At 46.8% G+C, this 17,423-nt stretch carries 16 protein-coding genes; 5 read left to right on the top strand and 11 right to left on the bottom strand.

What is annotated here, in order from left to right; genetic code table 11:
• Positions 1-37: 37 nt before the first annotated feature.
• The 5 genes from purB to Q4Q50_RS12805 all read right to left on the bottom strand — a co-directional run bounded on the left by purB (position 38) and on the right by Q4Q50_RS12805 (position 4,806).
• A complete protein-coding gene (gene purB, locus Q4Q50_RS12825; RefSeq protein WP_311899618.1) occupies positions 38-1,408 on the bottom strand; it encodes an adenylosuccinate lyase in 1,371 nt (456 codons plus the stop codon).
• Between the two features lie 29 nt (positions 1,409-1,437).
• Positions 1,438-2,055, bottom strand: coding sequence for a high frequency lysogenization protein HflD (hflD, locus tag Q4Q50_RS12820; protein WP_311899617.1), 618 nt, complete (start codon positions 2,053-2,055; stop codon positions 1,438-1,440).
• Between the two features lie 3 nt (positions 2,056-2,058).
• Positions 2,059-3,177, bottom strand: a complete 1,119-nt coding sequence (gene mnmA / locus Q4Q50_RS12815) for a tRNA 2-thiouridine(34) synthase MnmA (protein WP_311899615.1) — start codon at positions 3,175-3,177, stop codon at positions 2,059-2,061.
• A gap of 281 nt (positions 3,178-3,458) precedes the next feature.
• Positions 3,459-3,953, bottom strand: a complete 495-nt coding sequence (locus Q4Q50_RS12810) for an NUDIX hydrolase (RefSeq protein WP_311899613.1) — start codon at positions 3,951-3,953, stop codon at positions 3,459-3,461.
• Between the two features lie 67 nt (positions 3,954-4,020).
• Positions 4,021-4,806 carry an rRNA large subunit pseudouridine synthase E gene (locus Q4Q50_RS12805; RefSeq protein ID WP_311899611.1) on the bottom strand — a complete coding sequence of 262 codons (786 nt, stop codon included), beginning with the start codon at positions 4,804-4,806 and terminating at the stop codon, positions 4,021-4,023.
• A gap of 343 nt (positions 4,807-5,149) precedes the next feature.
• Between Q4Q50_RS12805 and Q4Q50_RS12800 the strand changes: the two genes are divergently transcribed.
• Positions 5,150-7,375, top strand: a complete 2,226-nt coding sequence (locus Q4Q50_RS12800) for an NADP-dependent isocitrate dehydrogenase (protein WP_311899609.1) — start codon at positions 5,150-5,152, stop codon at positions 7,373-7,375.
• A 322-nt stretch (positions 7,376-7,697) separates the two neighbouring features.
• Here the strand turns inward: Q4Q50_RS12800 and cspD are convergent, their stop codons facing one another.
• Positions 7,698-7,904, bottom strand: a complete 207-nt coding sequence (gene cspD, locus Q4Q50_RS12795) for a cold shock domain-containing protein CspD (RefSeq protein ID WP_006081937.1) — start codon at positions 7,902-7,904, stop codon at positions 7,698-7,700.
• Positions 7,905-8,098: 194 nt separating this feature from the next.
• On the opposite strand from cspD, the gene clpS reads away from it, so the two are divergent.
• Entirely contained in the window at positions 8,099-8,407 is a 309-nt protein-coding gene (gene clpS / locus Q4Q50_RS12790; RefSeq protein ID WP_006081936.1) for an ATP-dependent Clp protease adapter ClpS, read from the top strand.
• Positions 8,408-8,450: 43 nt separating this feature from the next.
• Positions 8,451-10,718, top strand: coding sequence for an ATP-dependent Clp protease ATP-binding subunit ClpA (clpA, locus tag Q4Q50_RS12785; protein WP_259482253.1), 2,268 nt, complete (start codon positions 8,451-8,453; stop codon positions 10,716-10,718).
• 116 nt (positions 10,719-10,834) lie between these two features.
• Here the strand turns inward: clpA and infA are convergent, their stop codons facing one another.
• From infA to aat, 3 genes are all read right to left on the bottom strand, one after another.
• The gene (gene infA / locus Q4Q50_RS12780; protein ID WP_006081934.1) at positions 10,835-11,053 is read right to left on the bottom strand and encodes a translation initiation factor IF-1; all 219 of its coding nucleotides are present in this window, start codon (positions 11,051-11,053) and stop codon (positions 10,835-10,837) included.
• A gap of 82 nt (positions 11,054-11,135) precedes the next feature.
• The gene (locus tag Q4Q50_RS12775) at positions 11,136-11,846 is read right to left on the bottom strand and encodes an arginyltransferase (protein ID WP_006081933.1); all 711 of its coding nucleotides are present in this window, start codon (positions 11,844-11,846) and stop codon (positions 11,136-11,138) included.
• The gene (aat, locus tag Q4Q50_RS12770; RefSeq protein WP_259561226.1) at positions 11,833-12,546 is read right to left on the bottom strand and encodes a leucyl/phenylalanyl-tRNA--protein transferase; all 714 of its coding nucleotides are present in this window, start codon (positions 12,544-12,546) and stop codon (positions 11,833-11,835) included. Before aat ends, Q4Q50_RS12775 begins: the two co-directional genes overlap by 14 nt.
• Positions 12,547-12,600: 54 nt before the next feature.
• On the opposite strand from aat, the gene Q4Q50_RS12765 reads away from it, so the two are divergent.
• Both Q4Q50_RS12765 and Q4Q50_RS12760 read left to right on the top strand, forming a co-directional pair.
• Positions 12,601-13,071 (top strand): outer membrane lipoprotein, encoded by a 471-nt coding sequence (locus Q4Q50_RS12765; RefSeq protein ID WP_006081931.1) that lies wholly within the window; start codon positions 12,601-12,603, stop codon positions 13,069-13,071.
• A 70-nt stretch (positions 13,072-13,141) separates the two neighbouring features.
• Positions 13,142-13,894 carry a Nif3-like dinuclear metal center hexameric protein gene (locus Q4Q50_RS12760; RefSeq protein ID WP_107404397.1) on the top strand — a complete coding sequence of 251 codons (753 nt, stop codon included), beginning with the start codon at positions 13,142-13,144 and terminating at the stop codon, positions 13,892-13,894.
• A 151-nt stretch (positions 13,895-14,045) separates the two neighbouring features.
• Here the strand turns inward: Q4Q50_RS12760 and Q4Q50_RS12755 are convergent, their stop codons facing one another.
• On the bottom strand, positions 14,046-15,002 hold the full coding sequence (locus Q4Q50_RS12755; protein WP_311899606.1) for an AEC family transporter: 957 nt from the start codon (positions 15,000-15,002) through the stop codon (positions 14,046-14,048).
• 322 nt (positions 15,003-15,324) lie between these two features.
• The gene (gene metG / locus Q4Q50_RS12750) at positions 15,325-17,394 is read right to left on the bottom strand and encodes a methionine--tRNA ligase (RefSeq protein ID WP_311899605.1); all 2,070 of its coding nucleotides are present in this window, start codon (positions 17,392-17,394) and stop codon (positions 15,325-15,327) included.
• Positions 17,395-17,423 lie beyond the last annotated feature (29 nt).

Genomic DNA, 17,423 nt, shown 5'->3' with positions numbered 1-17,423 from the left:
AACTAATTTCAGTTAAAAACTAAGTTCAGTTAAAAACTTACTTAAGTTCGTCGACAAACGTTTCTGCGCGACCAATGTAATTGGCTGGCGTCATTTTCTTCAGTTCAGCTTTCACTGAGTCTGGTAATTCAAGTCCGTCAATAAACACTGACAGTTGCTGCGCGTCGATACGTTTACCGCGCGTCAGTTCTTTTAACTTTTCGTATGGCTTTTCAATGCCATAACGACGCATCACAGTTTGTACTGGTTCTGCTAACACTTCCCAGTTGTGATCGAGTTCATCACGCAGGTGCGCTTCGTTAACTTCTAACTTGCTGATGCCTTTTAAGGTCGCTTGATATGCGATCAACGCATGGGCAATACCCACACCTAAGTTACGCAGCACAGTTGAGTCAGTTAAGTCACGTTGCCATCTTGATAACGGCAGCTTAGACGCTAAATGTTGCATCAGGGCGTTAGCGATACCTAAGTTACCTTCAGAGTTTTCAAAATCGATGGGATTAACTTTGTGCGGCATAGTCGATGAACCGATTTCACCAGCGATAGTGCGTTGCTTGAAGTGGCCTAGGGCGATGTAACCCCAAATATCACGGTCAAAGTCAATCAGTACAGTATTGAAACGGGCAACCGCATCAAACAGTTCGGCAATATAATCGTGTGGTTCGATTTGCGTCGTGTAGGCGTTCCAGTGCAGGCCAAGGCTAGTCACAAAACGCTCAGACAGTTCATGCCAGTTAACTTCAGGATAGGCTGACAGGTGAGCATTGTAGTTACCTACGGCACCGTTCAGTTTGCCCATGATTTCAACATTGGCGATTTGTTTGATTTGACGCTCAAGACGCATCGCCACGTTCGCCATCTCTTTACCGAGTGTCGAAGGTGAAGCAGGTTGGCCATGGGTGCGTGACATTAATGGCACTGAGCGATATTCAATCGCCAGCTTTTTAATCGCAGTCAGCAACTCGTTGCAGTAGGGCAGTAAGACTTGCTCACGGGCTTCAGTCAACATTAAACCGTGGCTTAAGTTATTGATATCTTCGGAAGTACAGGCAAAGTGAACAAACTCACCCACAGCGGCTAATTCGCTATTGCCGGCGATTTTTTCTTTGATGAAGTATTCAACCGCTTTCACATCGTGGTTAGTGGTGCTTTCGATAGCCTTAACACGCAGCGCATCATGTTCGTTGAAATTGTCTTTAATGCCATCGAGCACGGCGATAGCAGACGCGCTCAATGTTGGCACTTCGCTAATGTCTGGGCAGTCTGCTAACAGTTTTAGCCAATTGATTTCAACCTGAAAACGGTACTTGGTAAGACCGAACTCGCTGAAAATCCCTCTCAATGACGCGGTTTTACTACCATAACGACCGTCTACCGGAGAGATAGCAGTTAGTGCGGAAAGATCCATGTGAAGCTCCTTGATGAACGCTAATTTTATTATAGGGTAAGACTATTCTTGGCTGTATCGACTATGGCTTTGCGGGCGAAGACTAAGTGTCGACGCTTACCGCCGAGTTGGCGCCACAGTACAGCACTGCGCATGGCTGCAAGCAGCAGAGCGCGAATTTTTTGTTGTACGATAGGGCGTTGCAAACACACTGGATTACCAGAGATTTGGATTTTCGGCCCTAAATTACTGATGATGTCACTGTAAATGCTGGCAAGATTGGCAATCACTTGCTCATCGGTGATCGCAAAATGATGTAGCTGGCGATTCACTTGATTAATGCGCTCGGCCAACATGCCTAAACCGCTGTTTGAGCGAACTAATTTTCGCTCTAACGCCAACACGCCAACTAAATAGCGGGTGATTTCAACATCTTTTTGACTGCTGTCACCGAGCTGATTCAGGATCAGCTTATAGCCTTTTTGCAATACGATTTTGTCTTGGTAGACATCGGCCGTATTGTCAGGATTAGTGACAAGAATGGTGTTTAAGCTCGCCGCGAGCTCGGCATTATCTAATTCGCCATGGCGGGCTAAATGTTGAACTTGGGCAATGGCTTGCAGTATGCCCGCAAACGCCATGGTCCGATTAATGAGTTGCTCGTTCACGCTTTACCCTCGGATCAATTGATCTATGATGCCGCCACCTAAGCAGACTTCACCATCATAAAATACCGCAGACTGTCCTGGCGTCACCGCCGCAACAGGCTCATCGAAGACCACGCGCAAGGTGTGTTCATCTGTGTAGGTCAAAGTACAAGGCACATCTTGTTGGCGATAACGGGTTTTCACTGCGATATTACAGCCAGCGACAGGCCCGATTCTATCCACCCAATGCAGTTGGTTAACTGTCATGCCGGTCGACATCAAACGAGGATGGTGTCCGCCTTGTCCAACGATCAACACGTTACGCTCAAGATCTTTATCGACGACATACCAAGGATCGTCATTGCTGTTTTTCATGCCGCCAATGCCTAAGCCTTTACGCTGGCCTAAGGTGTGGTACATCAGCCCTTGGTGTGTGCCTATGACTTCGCCTTCTGGGGTTTCGATATTGCCAGGCTGTGCTGGTAAATAAGTGCCCAGGAATTCAGTGAACTTGCGCTCACCGATAAAGCAGATGCCGGTGCTGTCTTTTTTATCATGGGTGATTAGGCCCATTTCTTTTGCGATTTCACGTACTTCATGTTTTTCCAATTCACCGACAGGGAACAGACTTCGGGCCACTTGCTCGTGGCTAAGGGTGTAGAGGAAATAACTTTGATCTTTATTGCCATCGACGCCACGGAGCATTTGTGTGCTGCCATCGCTATTATCGCGGCGGCGCACATAGTGGCCCATGGCGATGTAATCGGCGTCGAGGATTTCGTCGGCAAATTCTAAAAATGCCTTAAATTTGATTTCTTTGTTGCACATGATATCGGGATTTGGCGTGCGGCCGGCTTTGTATTCGGCGAGGAAATACTCAAATACATTGTCCCAATATTCGGCTGCAAAGTTAACTGTGTGTAGCTTGATCCCGAGCTTGTCGCACACGGCTTGGGCATCTTTTAAATCTTCTGCGGCAGCGCAGTACTCGTTGTTGTCATCTTCTTCCCAGTTCTTCATGAAAAGGCCTTCAACCTGATAGCCTTGCTGCATAAGCAAATAGGCTGAAACAGATGAATCTACACCGCCGGACATGCCGACAATGACTTTTTTTCCTGTATGAGTGGGTTCGATTGATGTCATAGATCCTAAAAACCATTGAGTATGTGTGTTGGCTAGGTTGTTGAAGTTAAGCCGCGACATTGAGCGCGTAACAAAAGTGCCTAACCTAGCTTAAAAAATATGGGCTAGCTTTAAATCCAAGCTAACTTAAGAGCTAACTTAAAAATCTGGGTGTAGTGCGATCGGTCAGTAAAACTCGTATTTACGGTTTACTGTAAAGTCTGCTATTTAGCCACGTAGAGGCCGATAGGCACTAGCACATGCATAAGTTTAACCAGCAGTTTATGCGGGGCGGTATTCTATCACGCCTTACTCGCTTGGGCTATCGCGAGGCGGTCACTATTGAGTAAGGAGAGGGCATAAGTTTGGCCCTGTTGTGCGTTATTAAGATAGTCTTTTAGGCAATCGAGCACTAAGGGGCTGCGCAGTAAAGATGACTTGGCTTCTATCTGTGCAAAACTCAGCCAGTGCGCACTGTGGATAGCCTTGTCCTGCGGCGCAGGTGAGGGCATATCATCTAACTGCACGAAGAAGGTGAAGCGCACAAAGGCTAAGTATTCACTGGCGCTAAATTGATAGATGCCGACGAGTCCTTGGGGGTTAAGTGATAACCCCGTTTCCTCAAACACTTCACGCTCACAGGCTTGGATTAAGCTTTCATTCGCTTCTAAGTGACCCGCTGGCTGATTAAAGCGCTGCTCGCCATCAATCCACTCTTCCACCATCAGATACTTATCCTGTGAAGTCGCATGAATAATACAAGCGACGGTCACATTGGGTTTATATCGTTGACTCATAGTGCCTCCTTTGAGTGGACATGGTGCCACTTATTAGTGGCGTTGAGCGCAGAAACTTGGCTGAAAGTTAGACTTCATCACCGAGGCGAATGCATTTATGCTCACCCGATGGCAAATTATCTAGACTCCATTGGCCTATTTTATAACGGATTAATCTTAAGGTCGGGAAACCAATATGCGCTGTCATGCGTCTGACTTGGCGGTTACGGCCTTCATGAATTTGGATTTCTAGCCAAGTCGTCGGGATATTTTTGCGTTCTCTCACTGGCGGATTACGCGGCCCAATATCGGGTGAGTCCATGATTTTGACTTTAGCAGGCAGCGTCATACCATCATTTAATTCAACACCTTGGCGCAGTTTTGTCAGTGCATCTTCCGTCGGCACGCCTTCTACTTGCACCCAATAGGTTTTAAATGTTTTCTTTTTTGGTTCTGTCAGTCTTGCCTGTAATTGACCGTCATTGGTCAGCAGCAACAAGCCCTCACTGTCTCTGTCTAAGCGGCCTGCGGCATACACGTCAGCAATGGGAATATAGTCTTTTAGGGTTTTACGACCTTGTTCATCGGTAAACTGGCAAAGTACATCAAAAGGCTTATTAAACAGCACGATAATCGGTGCGAGCGTTTGGCTCTGCACCGGTTTTGCCGCCGCAATTGCGCGTCGATTAGGATTTTTAAAGGGTTCTTTCTTTAAACTGCCATTGGCATTACGTGCTGGCGCCACTTTGCTATCTACGGCGGTAGCGCGGTTGGCAGGGCCTCTGCTCGCGGGCTTAGCGGGTTTAATCGTGCTCTTGGCTGGGGAACTAGTACTGGAATTGGCACGTTTAGGTGGAAATTTTTTTTTGTTCATACTTTTGCTAACAGGAGGTTGAGACACGCTTACCTGACTTGATTGAGTCGTTAATGTGGTCATAGTGTACTTGGCATTCGCCGTTAGTGGAATTTGAATATTATTGCGAATGCTCTATGATGTCGGCCAGAAAATGTGATCTGTGCCTAAATGTTTATTAGGTTTTAATGAGTCGTTGTAACAAATTTTAGCTTGCGCGCAAAGGCAGAAGGGCATTGAGAATGTGAAAGGTTAAGGCGGATTCGATTGCCTTGATTGATATTTTCACTGTGCTCAGATTTGTTCGCCATGCTATAAAATTATTATAAAAAATATTAAATTTTACAATAATGTAGGATGTAACATGAAAGATAACTCATCAACAATTATTTACACTGAAACAGACGAAGCGCCAGCACTGGCCACCCTCTCACTCTTACCTATTATCAGAACGTTTACCGACGCCGCGGGCGTTGCGGTTGAAACCCGTGATATCTCGTTATCGGGCCGTATTATTGCCAGTTTCCCTGAGCAACTGACCGAAGCACAAAAGATTGGCGATCATCTGACTGAGCTTGGCGAGTTAGCGAATCAGCCAGAAGCGAACATCATCAAGTTACCGAATATCAGTGCTTCGATTCCACAATTAAAAGCCTGTATCCTTGAACTGCAGCAAAAAGGTTACGACATCCCTCACTATCCGGATGAGCCAAAAACCGACGCTGAAAAGTCAATTAAAACACGTTACGACAAGATTAAAGGCAGTGCGGTAAACCCAGTACTGCGTGAAGGTAACTCAGATCGCCGTGCCCCATTATCGGTGAAAAACTTCGCCAAGAAAAACCCGCATTCAATGGGTAAATGGGCTACAGATTCTAAGTCTCACGTTGCTCACATGACCGACGGCGATTTTTACGGCAGCGAGCAGTCAGTGACTTTATCTGATGCGGGCAGCGTGAATATCGTGCTGGCGCAAAAAGATGGCCAAGAAGTGGTGCTCAAGTCCGGTCTTAAGCTGCTGGCTGGCGAAATTATCGATGCTGCGGTATTGAGTAAAAAAGCCTTAGTGAGCTTCTATGAGCGTGAAATCGAAAACGCCAAAGCAGAAAATGTGCTGTTATCGCTGCATCTGAAAGCCACTATGATGAAAGTGTCTGATCCTATTATGTTTGGTCACGCTGTGAAGGTATTCTTCAAGCCAGTATTTGACAAACATGCGGCGCTTTTCGCTGAATTAGGTGTAGATGTTAACAACGGTTTTGGTGATGTTTATGCCAAGATCGCGACATTACCTGCCGATAGCCGCGCCGAAGTCGAAGCCGATATCGCCGCCGTTTACGCTGCACGTCCCGCATTGGCTATGGTTGATTCTGACAAAGGTATCACCAATTTACACGTGCCAAGCGACATCATTATTGATGCATCTATGCCTGCTGCGATTCGTTCATCTGGCCAAATGTGGGGACCAGATGGTCAACTGCATGACACTAAAGCTATGATCCCAGATCGTTGCTATGCCGGTATCTACCAAGAAACGATTGCTTTCTGTAAAGAGCACGGCGCTTTTGATCCTAAAACCATGGGCAGCGTGCCAAACGTGGGCTTGATGGCGCAAAAAGCCGAAGAATACGGCAGCCACGATAAGACCTTTGAAATGCCTGCTGATGGTGTGGTGAACGTTGTCGATGCCAGCGGTAAGGTATTGATGAGCCACAATGTGGAAGCGGGCGATATCTGGAGAATGTGCCAAGTTAAAGACGCACCTATCCGTGATTGGGTCAAACTGGCCGTGCGCCGTGCCCGTTTAAGCAATACACCTGCGGTATTCTGGTTAGATAGCAAACGTGCCCACGATGCTCAAATCATTGCAAAAGTGCAGCAATATCTGCCAGAGCATGATACTGATGGCTTAGAGATCAGCATTATGTCTCCAGAAGAAGCGACTCGCTTCTCGTTGGCTCGCATCAAAGAAGGCAAAGATACCATTTCAGTCACGGGTAACGTTTTACGCGATTACCTGACTGACTTGTTCCCCATCCTAGAGCTGGGCACCAGTGCCAAAATGCTGTCAATCGTTCCGTTAATGAACGGCGGCGGTCTATTTGAAACAGGTGCGGGCGGTAGTGCGCCTAAGCACGTGCAACAGGTTGAGAAAGAAGGTCACTTACGTTGGGATTCTCTCGGTGAATTCTTGGCTCTGGCGGCGTCTCTTGAGCATTTAAGCCAAACTGTCGGTAATCAAAAAGCCCAAGTGTTAGCAGATACCTTAGATCAAGCCATTGGCCAATTCTTAGATAGCAACAAATCGCCATCAAGAAGAGTCGGTGAGTTAGATAACCGTGGCAGCCATTTCTACTTAGCCATGTACTGGGCACAAGCCTTAGCCGCGCAAACGGGCGATGAGCAGTTACAAGCCCACTTCATTCCGTTAGCGCATGCGTTGGCCGCAAATGAGCAAGTGATTGTGGCTGAATTAGCGACGGCACAAGGTGCACCAGTCGATTTAGGCGGTTACTACCGTTTAGATGCGGCTAAGGCTGAAAAAGCTATGCGCCCAAGCGAGACGTTAAACAAGCTGTTGATTGCTTAATCTCGTGAGTGTTAGCTTTTGGATGGTGTGCGCGTCAGTGTGGGCCATCAAAGTTGAAGTAAATTTGTAAGTCATTAGACTGATTTTAAAAAGGGATCTGCATGGCAGATCCCTTTTTTATGCCCTAAATTTACTGTCGAGACTGGTGATGAAATCTTTTTGTGGGGATGCTATGGGTGAGGGGTTGCGATTGATCTTGAATTAAATTCATGCGTAATGCTGACAAGCGATGGAGCATTAAGTGCCGAGGATTAATAAAACACGCAGCAATAAAAAGGCAGGGACAAGTCCCTGCCTTTTAGATCATTGGCCTCACCAAACGTTATTTTGTTGGTGAAATGGCTGAAGCGTGCATCCCTTTTGGACCGGCTTCTACTTCAAATTGAACGGGTTGGCCTGCTTTTAGAGTTCGATAGCCTTCCATTTCAATGGTAGAATAGTGTGCAAAAACGTCCTCACCACCTTGATCAGGGCAAATAAACCCGAATCCTTTGGCGTTGTTGAACCATTTAACAGTTCCGCTTGCCATACTTCCACTTCCTTCTGTTGTCTACTTACCAGTAAGATAGTAAAACCTGTATAGACGGGTATTCGTTCACCGTCTGCACAACAGAATGTAAGGAGTAAAAGCGGAAGTCAAGCTAAAATTAACAAAGGGGTAACAACTGATTAATTTGAACGGATCAATTGGAAGAGGCCAACACGAGAGGCTAGTATTAAAAAATGGCAAAGATAGGAAATATTGAACACGTTGAAGAACGTGTCGAATCAGAGTTAATGCCGCCTTCGATGTATAAGGTGGTACTCAATAATGATGATTACACCCCAATGGATTTTGTGATTGAAGTTTTGCAGGTTTTCTTTCGCAAGAACGAGCAGGAAGCGACCGATATCATGTTGACGATCCATCACCAAGGAAAAGGTATTTGCGGTATTTTCCCGTTTGGGATTGCAGAAACCAAGGTGATACAAGTAAATCAATTTGCAAGACAAAACCAACATCCGTTACTGTGTTCGTTAGAGAAAGCATAAAACCGCTTTACTCTGTAGTCTGTTGTTAATTTTGGGGGTGCTTATGCTGAACAAAGACCTGGAAGTCACCTTAAATCTGGCGTTTCAGCAAGCCAGAGACGCGCGTCACGAGTATATGACAGTGGAACATCTGTTATTAGCTCTGATCGACAATCCTGCGGCTCAAGAAGCGTTAATCGCCTGTGGAGCGAATCTAGATAAACTCAGAGATGAAGTGGCAAGCTTTATCCAACAAACAACCCCAATCATTGCCGATATTGATGATGACAAAGAAACTCAGCCGACGCTGGGGTTCCAACGAGTGCTGCAACGTGCAGTATTCCATGTGCAGTCATCGGGTCGCAATGAAGTGAACGGCGCTAACGTGTTAGTCGCCATTTTCAGTGAGCAAGAATCCCAAGCCGTGTATTTACTGCGCCGCTGCGACATTAGTCGCCTGGACGTTGTGAATTTTATTTCCCATGGTTTCGCTAAAAACGATGATGCTGAGTCACATCAAGATCAAGAACGGGTTGAAGATCAGGGCGAAAGCAGCGAAGAGCGCAGCATGTTGTCGCAATTTGCATCCAACTTAAACCAACTTGCTAAGCAAGGGATCATCGACCCACTGATTGGTCGCGATCAAGAAATTGAGCGCGCGATTCAAACCCTGTGCCGTCGCCGTAAAAATAATCCACTGCTAGTGGGTGAGGCGGGCGTAGGTAAAACGGCGATTGCCGAAGGGCTGGCGTATCGGATCGTCAATAAACAAGTGCCCGATGTGATGCTTGAAGCGACAGTGTATTCCTTGGATTTAGGTTCACTGCTGGCGGGAACTAAGTATCGCGGCGACTTTGAAAAGCGCTTTAAGAACCTGTTGAAAGAACTGGCTGCCGATAAGCATGCCATTCTATTCATCGATGAGATCCACACCATTATCGGTGCGGGCGCGGCCTCTGGCGGCGTAATGGATGCCTCTAATCTGCTGAAACCTTTACTATCTAGCGGCAACTTGCGCTGCATGGGCTCGACAACTTTCCAAGAATATCAAAGTATTTTTGAGAAAGACCGCGCACTTGCACGTCGTTTCCAAAAGGTGGATATCAATGAGCCTTCAGTGGAAGAAACCACTAAGATTTTGATGGGACTTAAGTCTAAATACGAAGAATATCATGGGGTTCGTTATACACAGGCTGCGATCAGCAGCGCTGCGGTATTATCGGCCAAGCATATCAATGACAGACATTTACCCGATAAAGCCATCGATGTGATCGATGAAGCGGGTGCGCGTATGGTGATGTTGCCTATGAGCAAACGTAAAAAGACTATAGGCCAAGCTGAGATTGAGTCGATAGTGGCGAAAATGGCACGTATCCCTGAGAAGTCGGTATCCGCCACTGATAAGGACTTACTGCGTAATCTTGAGCGTAACCTTAAGATGGTGGTCTTTGGCCAAGACAAGGCCATTGAGAGTCTGAGTTCGGCCATTCGTTTATCACGCAGTGGCTTAGGCACAGACAGGAAACCTGTGGGGAGCTTCTTATTTGCGGGTCCCACCGGTGTGGGTAAAACCGAAGTCACTAACCAACTGGCCAACTGTTTAGGGATGAAACTGGTGCGCTTTGACATGTCTGAGTACATGGAAAGCCACACAGTGTCACGCTTGATTGGTGCGCCTCCTGGATATGTGGGTTATGACCAAGGTGGCTTGCTCACCGATGCTGTGATTAAAAATCCGCACTGCGTGGTGCTACTGGATGAAATCGAGAAGGCCCACCGCGATGTCTATAACTTGCTGTTGCAGGTGATGGATCACGGTACTTTGACCGACAATAATGGTCGTAAGGCTGACTTCAGACACGTGACTTTGGTGATGACAACGAACGCGGGTGTTCAGGAGACTATTCGTAAGTCGATTGGCTTTACCCAACAAGATCACACCCAAGATGCGTTATCTGAAATTAATCGGGTATTTTCGCCAGAATTTCGAAATCGTCTCGATTCCATCATTTGGTTCAACCATTTGGATATGACGATTATCGCCAAAGTGGTCGATAAGTTCTTGGTGGAATTACAGGCTCAATTGGATGCAAAACACGTTACTTTGGAAGTCAGCGACGAAGCCAGAACCTTGTTGGCCGAGAAAGGCTACGACAAGAACATGGGCGCGCGTCCAATGGCTCGGGTCGTGACCGAATTGATCAAACGTCCATTGGCAGACGAGATCTTATTTGGTGTCTTAGAGTCAGGCGGTGTGGCGCATGTGGATGTGAAGGAAGGCGAGATTGTCATTCGTACCGAACGTCACGAAAAAGCGACAACAAAAGCTTAACGCTTGATTATCCATTAGTTTTAGACATAAAAATGGCTGCAATTGCAGCCATTTTTTTCATCTTTCGCAAACAAAAAAACCCGGCCTTGCCGGGTTTTTAAATCTAAGAGGCTATATCAGCGTGCGCGGAAGACAATGCGACCTTTGGTCAGATCATAAGGAGTCAGCTGGACGGTAACTTTATCGCCAGTAAGGATCCGGATGTAGTTTTTGCGCATTTTGCCTGAAATGTGGGCTATCACCACATGACCATTTTCAAGCTCTACACGAAACATTGTGTTTGGCAAGGTTTCAAGGATAGTGCCTTGCATTTCAATGTTGTCTTCTTTCGCCATTAATTAATTATCCCATTAGCCTTCGAATATAAAAAACGGGCGTATCATGCCCCAAATTCACCCTGCTGTAAAGGGGAAGTACTTAGCAAACTTGGGAATACTCCCAGCCCGTCGGTGTGAGAATTTGATATGGGCGATATAAACGCTTGTAGGACATCTTACGGTTTTCATCTATTTGATATCCGAGATAAACAAATTCTTTGTCCATGAGTTTTGCCAATCGGCACTGAATTAAAATTAACAGGGCGCCGAGGGAACGCTGTTCTTCATCGGGGTCAAAATAGCTGTAAATCGCCGACAGACTATTGGGTAAGGTATCTGTGACCGCGACGGCTAATAATTTATCGCCGTTATAGACTTCGATAAACGTCGGCGGCAACCAATGGCAAAAAAGAAAGTGATTATATTGATCTTCACTCGGGGGGAACATAGGGCCATCAAAATGCCGCTCACGAATGTAATGTTCATACAGGGCATATTGTTCGGCGGTTTGTTCCGATGTAATTCGCCAGGTCAGATCTTGGTTTTTTGCTAAAGTCCGTTTTTGACGTTTCGATGGCACAAATTCATGCGCTGGCACACGAATAGGCTGGCACGCGCTGCACCTTGGGCAACGGGGTTTATAGATGGAGCCGCCACTGCGGCGAAAACCCACCGCGAGTAAACGCTCAAATAAAATGGGATCGAGCGTATCTTCTTGGATGACTAGTAGCTGCTCCTGCTGGCCATCGAGGTAGCTGCAGGGAAATATTTGACTGATACCGATAGCAATCGATGCTTTACTCGAGTTCAAGGATGACCTCTTTAGTGGTCCAAGTCGCTGGGTCCACGGGATTGTTTCTCAGTTCGCTCAGTAACGTTATAAAATCAATGCGTTTAATGGCTTTGGCTCCCAAACTTTCTAGGTGAGGATTCATCACTTGTGCATCGATGAGTTTGAATCCCATTTTGAGTAAATGCTGTTGCAGCGCTGCAACGGCGGCCTTGGACGCATTAGTTTTACGGTGAAACATGGATTCGCCGCAAAACACTTGGCCGATTGCTAAGCCGTAAAGCCCACCGATTAAACGTTCACCTTCCCAGACTTCAATGGAATGGGCGTGACCTGTGTGATGCAGTTCGCGATAGGCCATTTGAATTTCTTGGGTGATCCAAGTGCCGCTCTGTTTTTCTCTTGGCTGCGCGCATCCCGCCATTACATCGGTGAAAGCGTGATTGATTGTGATCCGCCAAGGTTGTTTTTTTAAGTATTTCCGCAAACTTGTGCTGATGTGTACGTCACCGGGAATAAACACAGCGCGGGGATCGGGCGACCACCACAAAATAGGATCATCTGAGTTAAACCAAGGAAAAATACCGTTGTAGTAAGCCGAGAGTAAGCGTTCAGGACGTAAGTCGCCGCCGATAGCCAATAACCCATTAGGATCGGTTAAGGCGAGTTCGGGCGAAGGAAAAGCTTCAAATTCGTGATTCAGAAAAGACAGTGACTTCACAATTGAGTATGATTTAGTTATAGACCTTATTATTAAGTTAGCGGAAATTCAGATATGTGGAAACCTACTCTAGCAAGCTTTATGTTTATTTTTGCGTTTATCCTCAGCCCCGCGAGTGCGGGTTATGACCGTAATCAAGCCGTGCCTGTCGAGAAAGTGCTCTATGGCGATATCACTTCGGTACGTAATATCACTGAAACCCAGCTCATTGAAGACCGTAATCGAGGTTGGAAAACCTTTGGTGGCGCCTTAGCGGGTGGGGTGATTGGTAATCAGTTTGGTGGCGGTTCTGGCCGTGATGTGGCGACCATTTTAGGCGCCTTGATTGGTGGCGGAATCGGCAATCGTTATGGCAGTGGTACGAGTGTGCAGTCATTGAAGCTGGTGGAATTGATGATCAATCAAGAAGATGGCACCCAAGTTATGGTGATCCAAGACTATGATGCTGGCATGGTATTCAATGCGGGTGACAGAGTACGTGTCGTCTACCTACAAGGTGGTGTGCGTGTTGATGTCGCGATGTAAGCGACTGTCTTATCTTGAATAAGTCGTCATCTTCAGTAAATGATCATCTCGAGTAAAGGACGGTAAAGCAATGACACGGACAGAATTAACCCAATATTTAGCCGATTTTTTACATGTATCGGCGTTTAAAGATTACGCGCCCAATGGGCTGCAGGTAGAAGGCAAGGATGAGATCCGCACCATAGTGACGGGCGTGACTGCGTGTCAGGCTTTGATCGATGAAGCGATTCGATTAAACGCCGATGCGATTTTGGTCCATCACGGCTTTTTTTGGAAGAATGAGCCTGAAGTGATCACTGGCATGAAACAACGCCGGATTAAGGCACTGCTCAAGCATGATATAAATTTATTTGGCTATCATTTACCCTTAGATGCCCACCCAATGCTGGGTAATAACGCGACGTTGGGCAGGCAGCTTGGGATCGTCGACGCAGAAGCCATCGAAGAGGTGGCTCAGGGGCTGCTGTGGCGTGGAAAACTTGATCTTGCGGTTAGTGCTAGCGAATTTTCTCACACCCTTGAGGATGCGTTAGGCAGAGCCCCACTGCACATTGGTGATGGCGATGCCAAGATCCAACATTTAGCTTGGTGTACTGGCGGCGCGCAGGACTATATCGATGTTGCGGCGAGTTTAGGTGTGGATGCGTTTATCAGTGGTGAAGTGTCCGAACGCACTTTCCACAGTGCGGTGGAGCAGGGCATACATTATTTTGCGGCGGGGCACCATGCGACCGAACGTTTCGGTATTCAAGCCTTAGGCCGTCATCTCGCCCGCGAGTTTGATTTAGTGCATCATTTTGTGGATATCACTAATCCGGTCTAATCCAGTCTTAAAGCGGTTTATGATGACCATCTAACCGTTTTATCCCTAATCGAAAGGCTCGCCTTTTTTATTGTGAGTTATGGTGACTTATCAGCACTCAAACTTGTTCCTCTAGCTGATTTAGCAATCAGCTCTTAGCCTTTAGCTGTAACTAGATCAGCTCCAAAGTTGACAATACAAAGATGCCTAAGGTGCACGTGAGCAACGAGCAGACTGTGGTCAGCGCGATAATATTGGCTGCAAGGGGGGCGTTGCCACCCATGGCGCGTGCCATCACATAGCTTGCGGCTGCGGTGGGGGCAGAACTCATTAAAAAGACCAGCGCTAACTCAATCCCTCGATAGCCCAACAGCAAGGCCCCAATCGTGATAAAAAGCGGGGCAAAGATCAGTTTCAATGCGGTCGAGAACCAAGTTGAATGCTTTTCATGTTTGAGTGAACCAATACCGAGCGAACCGCCAGTGCACAGTAACGCTAGTGGCAGGGTCATATTAGCAAAGTATTGGCCCGCATCAAGCACCATTTTCGGTACTGGAATAGCAAGTAAATAGAACAACATGCCGACCATAATGGCAATGATCAGCGGGTTTTTAGTGATGGTCTTGATAATCACGCCAAATGCGCGTTGGCTGGATTCTTCGCCTTTAGGGCTTAGGCAAATAACCGCTTGAATATTGTAGAGCAGCGTCATTGAGGCGACATAAACCGCAGCTAAGGCAACGCCTGAACTGCCGTAGGCGTTGGAAACATAAGCTAAGCCGATAATGGCGGTATTGGCCCTGAATCCTCCTTGAATAATCACACCTTGGTCTTTGTGCTTGGGAAATAGCCGCCCAGTTGCATAGGTGGAGAGTATAAAAAACAGCAGATTGGCCGCTAAACCATAGCCAATTAAGGGCGCACTGGAGGCGAGATCGTGATTTGAGCTAATAATGCTTAGGAACAGCAAGGCTGGCAGCGTCACGTTAAAGACTAATTTTGATGCGACATCAATAAAGTTTTCATTGATGATTTGGGTGCGTTTTAGGATCACACCGAGCGCTAACATCAAACAGATTGGACCCGTAATCGAGGCAGAAAACAGCAACTGCTCAACGATATTTCCCATAATTACTCCTCGAATGATTCACTGAACACTGCGTCGATTTTAGACCTGTCACAGATATGAATATCACACTGCAGCAAATGCCTTGTCGATAAAAATACGAGCATTAACTCGTTTTCTGCAACCTGTCACTTAAAGCAGTCGCTTAAACCTGTCAGTTAAACTAGTCGCTTAAACCTGTCTGCTAAACTTAGTGGCGTAAACTCAGTCTTTTAAAAGACAAAGTGACACTCGAAGCTACAAATAGGCTCAAACAATCGATACCAACAAATAAGGCCACATAAATGCGGCCTTATTGATTTTTTTGAGCGTTAGCTAGCGCAGATTACTTAACACGCATGCCAGGCTGTGCGCCTTCATGGGGTTCTAAAATCCACAGGTCGCTGCCACCAGGGCCAGCAGCCAGTACCATACCTTCAGACATACCAAAACGCATCTTACGTGGCGCTAAGTTAGCCACCATCACAGTCAACTTGCCTTCGAGATCTTCTGGCGAATAGGCCGATTTGATCCCAGCAAACACTTGGCGCGTTTCACCACCGATGTCGAGTTGTAACTTGAGTAACTTGTCGGCGTCAGCAACATGCTCTGCTTTGACGATGCGAGCGATACGCAGGTCGATTTTCGCAAAATCATCAAAGTTGATGGTCTCACTGATCGGATCGTCAACCAGCGGTTCACTGCTACCCGATGAAGCTTCAGCGGTTTTTTCAGGCGCTGCCGTCTTTGGTGCATCGGCTGTGACTTGCAGGTTATCCTTGGAATCAGCAACCATAGCGTTAACTTTATCTAGCTCAACACGTTGCATCATTGCCTTGAATGGGGCGATTTCATGACCCGCTAAATCTTGGCTCAATGCATCCCAAGTGAGTGGCAATTGGAAGAATGCTTCCACATCTTGGGCTAAACGTGGCAATACAGGTTTTAGATACGTCACGAGAATACGGAACAGATTCAAGGCGTTTGAACACACTTGATGGGCCGCTTCCTGTTGATCGTCATGTTTGACCATTTGCCAAGGTGCAGCATCGGCCACAAAACCGTTGGCAATATCTGCCAATGCCATGATTTCGCGCATCGCTTTACCGTATTCGCGCGACTCGTAAAAATCGGCAATCACGTCTTGCTTGGCTAAAAACGCCTCAGTCAGGGTGGTGTCGTTAATTTTCGCGAGCTTGCCATCGAAGCGTTTAGTGATAAAACCTGCGGTGCGCGAGGCTAAGTTCACTAGTTTACCGACTAAATCTGAGTTCACGCGCTGGGCGAAATCTTCCAGATTTAAATCTAAATCGTCGATACGGCTGCTGAGTTTGGCGGCGTAGTAGTAACGTAAATATTCAGGATCTAAATGATCTAAATAGGTACGCGCCTTAATGAACGTGCCTTTCGATTTTGACATCTTCGCGCCATTGACCGTCACATAACCGTGGGCATAGACGCTGTTTGGCTGACGATAACCTGAGCCGTGCAGCATGGCTGGCCAGAAGAGGCTGTGGAAGTAGACTATGTCTTTACCGATGAAGTGATAAACCTCAGCGGTTGAATCTTTACTCCAGAATTCATCAAAGCTCAGTTCTGGGCGTTTGTCGCACAGATTTTTGAATGAACCCATATAGCCGATAGGCGCATCTAACCACACGTAGAAATATTTGCCCGGTGCATCGGGGATTTCGAAACCAAAGTAAGGTGCATCACGGGTAATATCCCATTGCTGCAGACCTTGCTCGAACCATTCGTCGAGTTTATTGGCCATTTCTGTTTGCAGTGCACCCGAGCGAGTCCACTCTTTTAGCATGCCTTCAAAGGCAGGCAGGTCGAAGAAGAAGTGTTCAGTGTCTTTCATCACTGGGGTTGCGCCAGAGACCGCCGATTTGGGGTTAATCAGTTCGGTTGGGCTGTAAGTCGCGCCGCAGGAATCACAGTTGTCACCGTATTGATCGGGCGATTTACACTTAGGACAAGTACCTTTTACGAAGCGGTCAGGTAGGAACATGGATTTCTCAGGATCGAACAGCTGAGAAATGCTCTTGCTCTTGATATAGCCATTCGCCCGCAGTTTTAAGTAAATATCACTCGCCAGCACGCGATTTTCTTCACTGTGGGTGCTGTGATAATTATCGAAGGCGATATTAAAATCGGCGAAATCCTGCTGATGTTCTTTATTCACTTGGGCGATCATATCTTCAGGCGCTATGCCTAATTGCTGCGCTTTAAGCATGATCGGCGTGCCATGGGCATCATCGGCACAAATATAGTGGCACTCATGTCCACGAAGCTTTTGATAACGCGACCAGATATCTGTCTGGATGTATTCCAACATGTGACCTAAATGTATCGGTCCGTTTGCGTAGGGAAGTGCGCTGGTCACGAGAATTTTACGTTGTGAAGTTGCCATCTTGTCTCAAATATCGTGGTGGGCCAAAA

It is taken from the genome of Shewanella scandinavica, from assembly GCF_031932065.1.
GTDB classification, from domain to species: Bacteria; Pseudomonadota; Gammaproteobacteria; order Enterobacterales; family Shewanellaceae; genus Shewanella; species Shewanella baltica.
The sequence above is the reverse complement of the archived record's forward strand: the minus strand, read 5'-3'. Positions and strand labels throughout refer to the sequence as shown.

What these genes read in the sequence shown, in the direction of transcription:
- purB (WP_311899618.1), bottom strand. Translation starts at nt 1,408, where the DNA reads ATGGATCTTTCCGCACTAACTGCTATCTCTCCGGTAGACGGTCGTTAT.
- mnmA (WP_311899615.1), bottom strand. Translation starts at nt 3,177, where the DNA reads ATGACATCAATCGAACCCACTCATACAGGAAAAAAAGTCATTGTCGGC.
- Q4Q50_RS12810 (WP_311899613.1), bottom strand. Translation starts at nt 3,953, where the DNA reads ATGAGTCAACGATATAAACCCAATGTGACCGTCGCTTGTATTATTCAT.
- Q4Q50_RS12805 (WP_311899611.1), bottom strand. Translation starts at nt 4,806, where the DNA reads ATGAACAAAAAAAAATTTCCACCTAAACGTGCCAATTCCAGTACTAGT.
- Q4Q50_RS12800 (WP_311899609.1), top strand. Translation starts at nt 5,150, where the DNA reads ATGAAAGATAACTCATCAACAATTATTTACACTGAAACAGACGAAGCG.
- cspD (WP_006081937.1), bottom strand. Translation starts at nt 7,904, where the DNA reads ATGGCAAGCGGAACTGTTAAATGGTTCAACAACGCCAAAGGATTCGGG.
- clpS (WP_006081936.1), top strand. Translation starts at nt 8,099, where the DNA reads ATGGCAAAGATAGGAAATATTGAACACGTTGAAGAACGTGTCGAATCA.
- clpA (WP_259482253.1), top strand. Translation starts at nt 8,451, where the DNA reads ATGCTGAACAAAGACCTGGAAGTCACCTTAAATCTGGCGTTTCAGCAA.
- infA (WP_006081934.1), bottom strand. Translation starts at nt 11,053, where the DNA reads ATGGCGAAAGAAGACAACATTGAAATGCAAGGCACTATCCTTGAAACC.
- Q4Q50_RS12765 (WP_006081931.1), top strand. Translation starts at nt 12,601, where the DNA reads ATGTGGAAACCTACTCTAGCAAGCTTTATGTTTATTTTTGCGTTTATC.
- Q4Q50_RS12760 (WP_107404397.1), top strand. Translation starts at nt 13,142, where the DNA reads ATGACACGGACAGAATTAACCCAATATTTAGCCGATTTTTTACATGTA.
- Q4Q50_RS12755 (WP_311899606.1), bottom strand. Translation starts at nt 15,002, where the DNA reads ATGGGAAATATCGTTGAGCAGTTGCTGTTTTCTGCCTCGATTACGGGT.
- metG (WP_311899605.1), bottom strand. Translation starts at nt 17,394, where the DNA reads ATGGCAACTTCACAACGTAAAATTCTCGTGACCAGCGCACTTCCCTAC.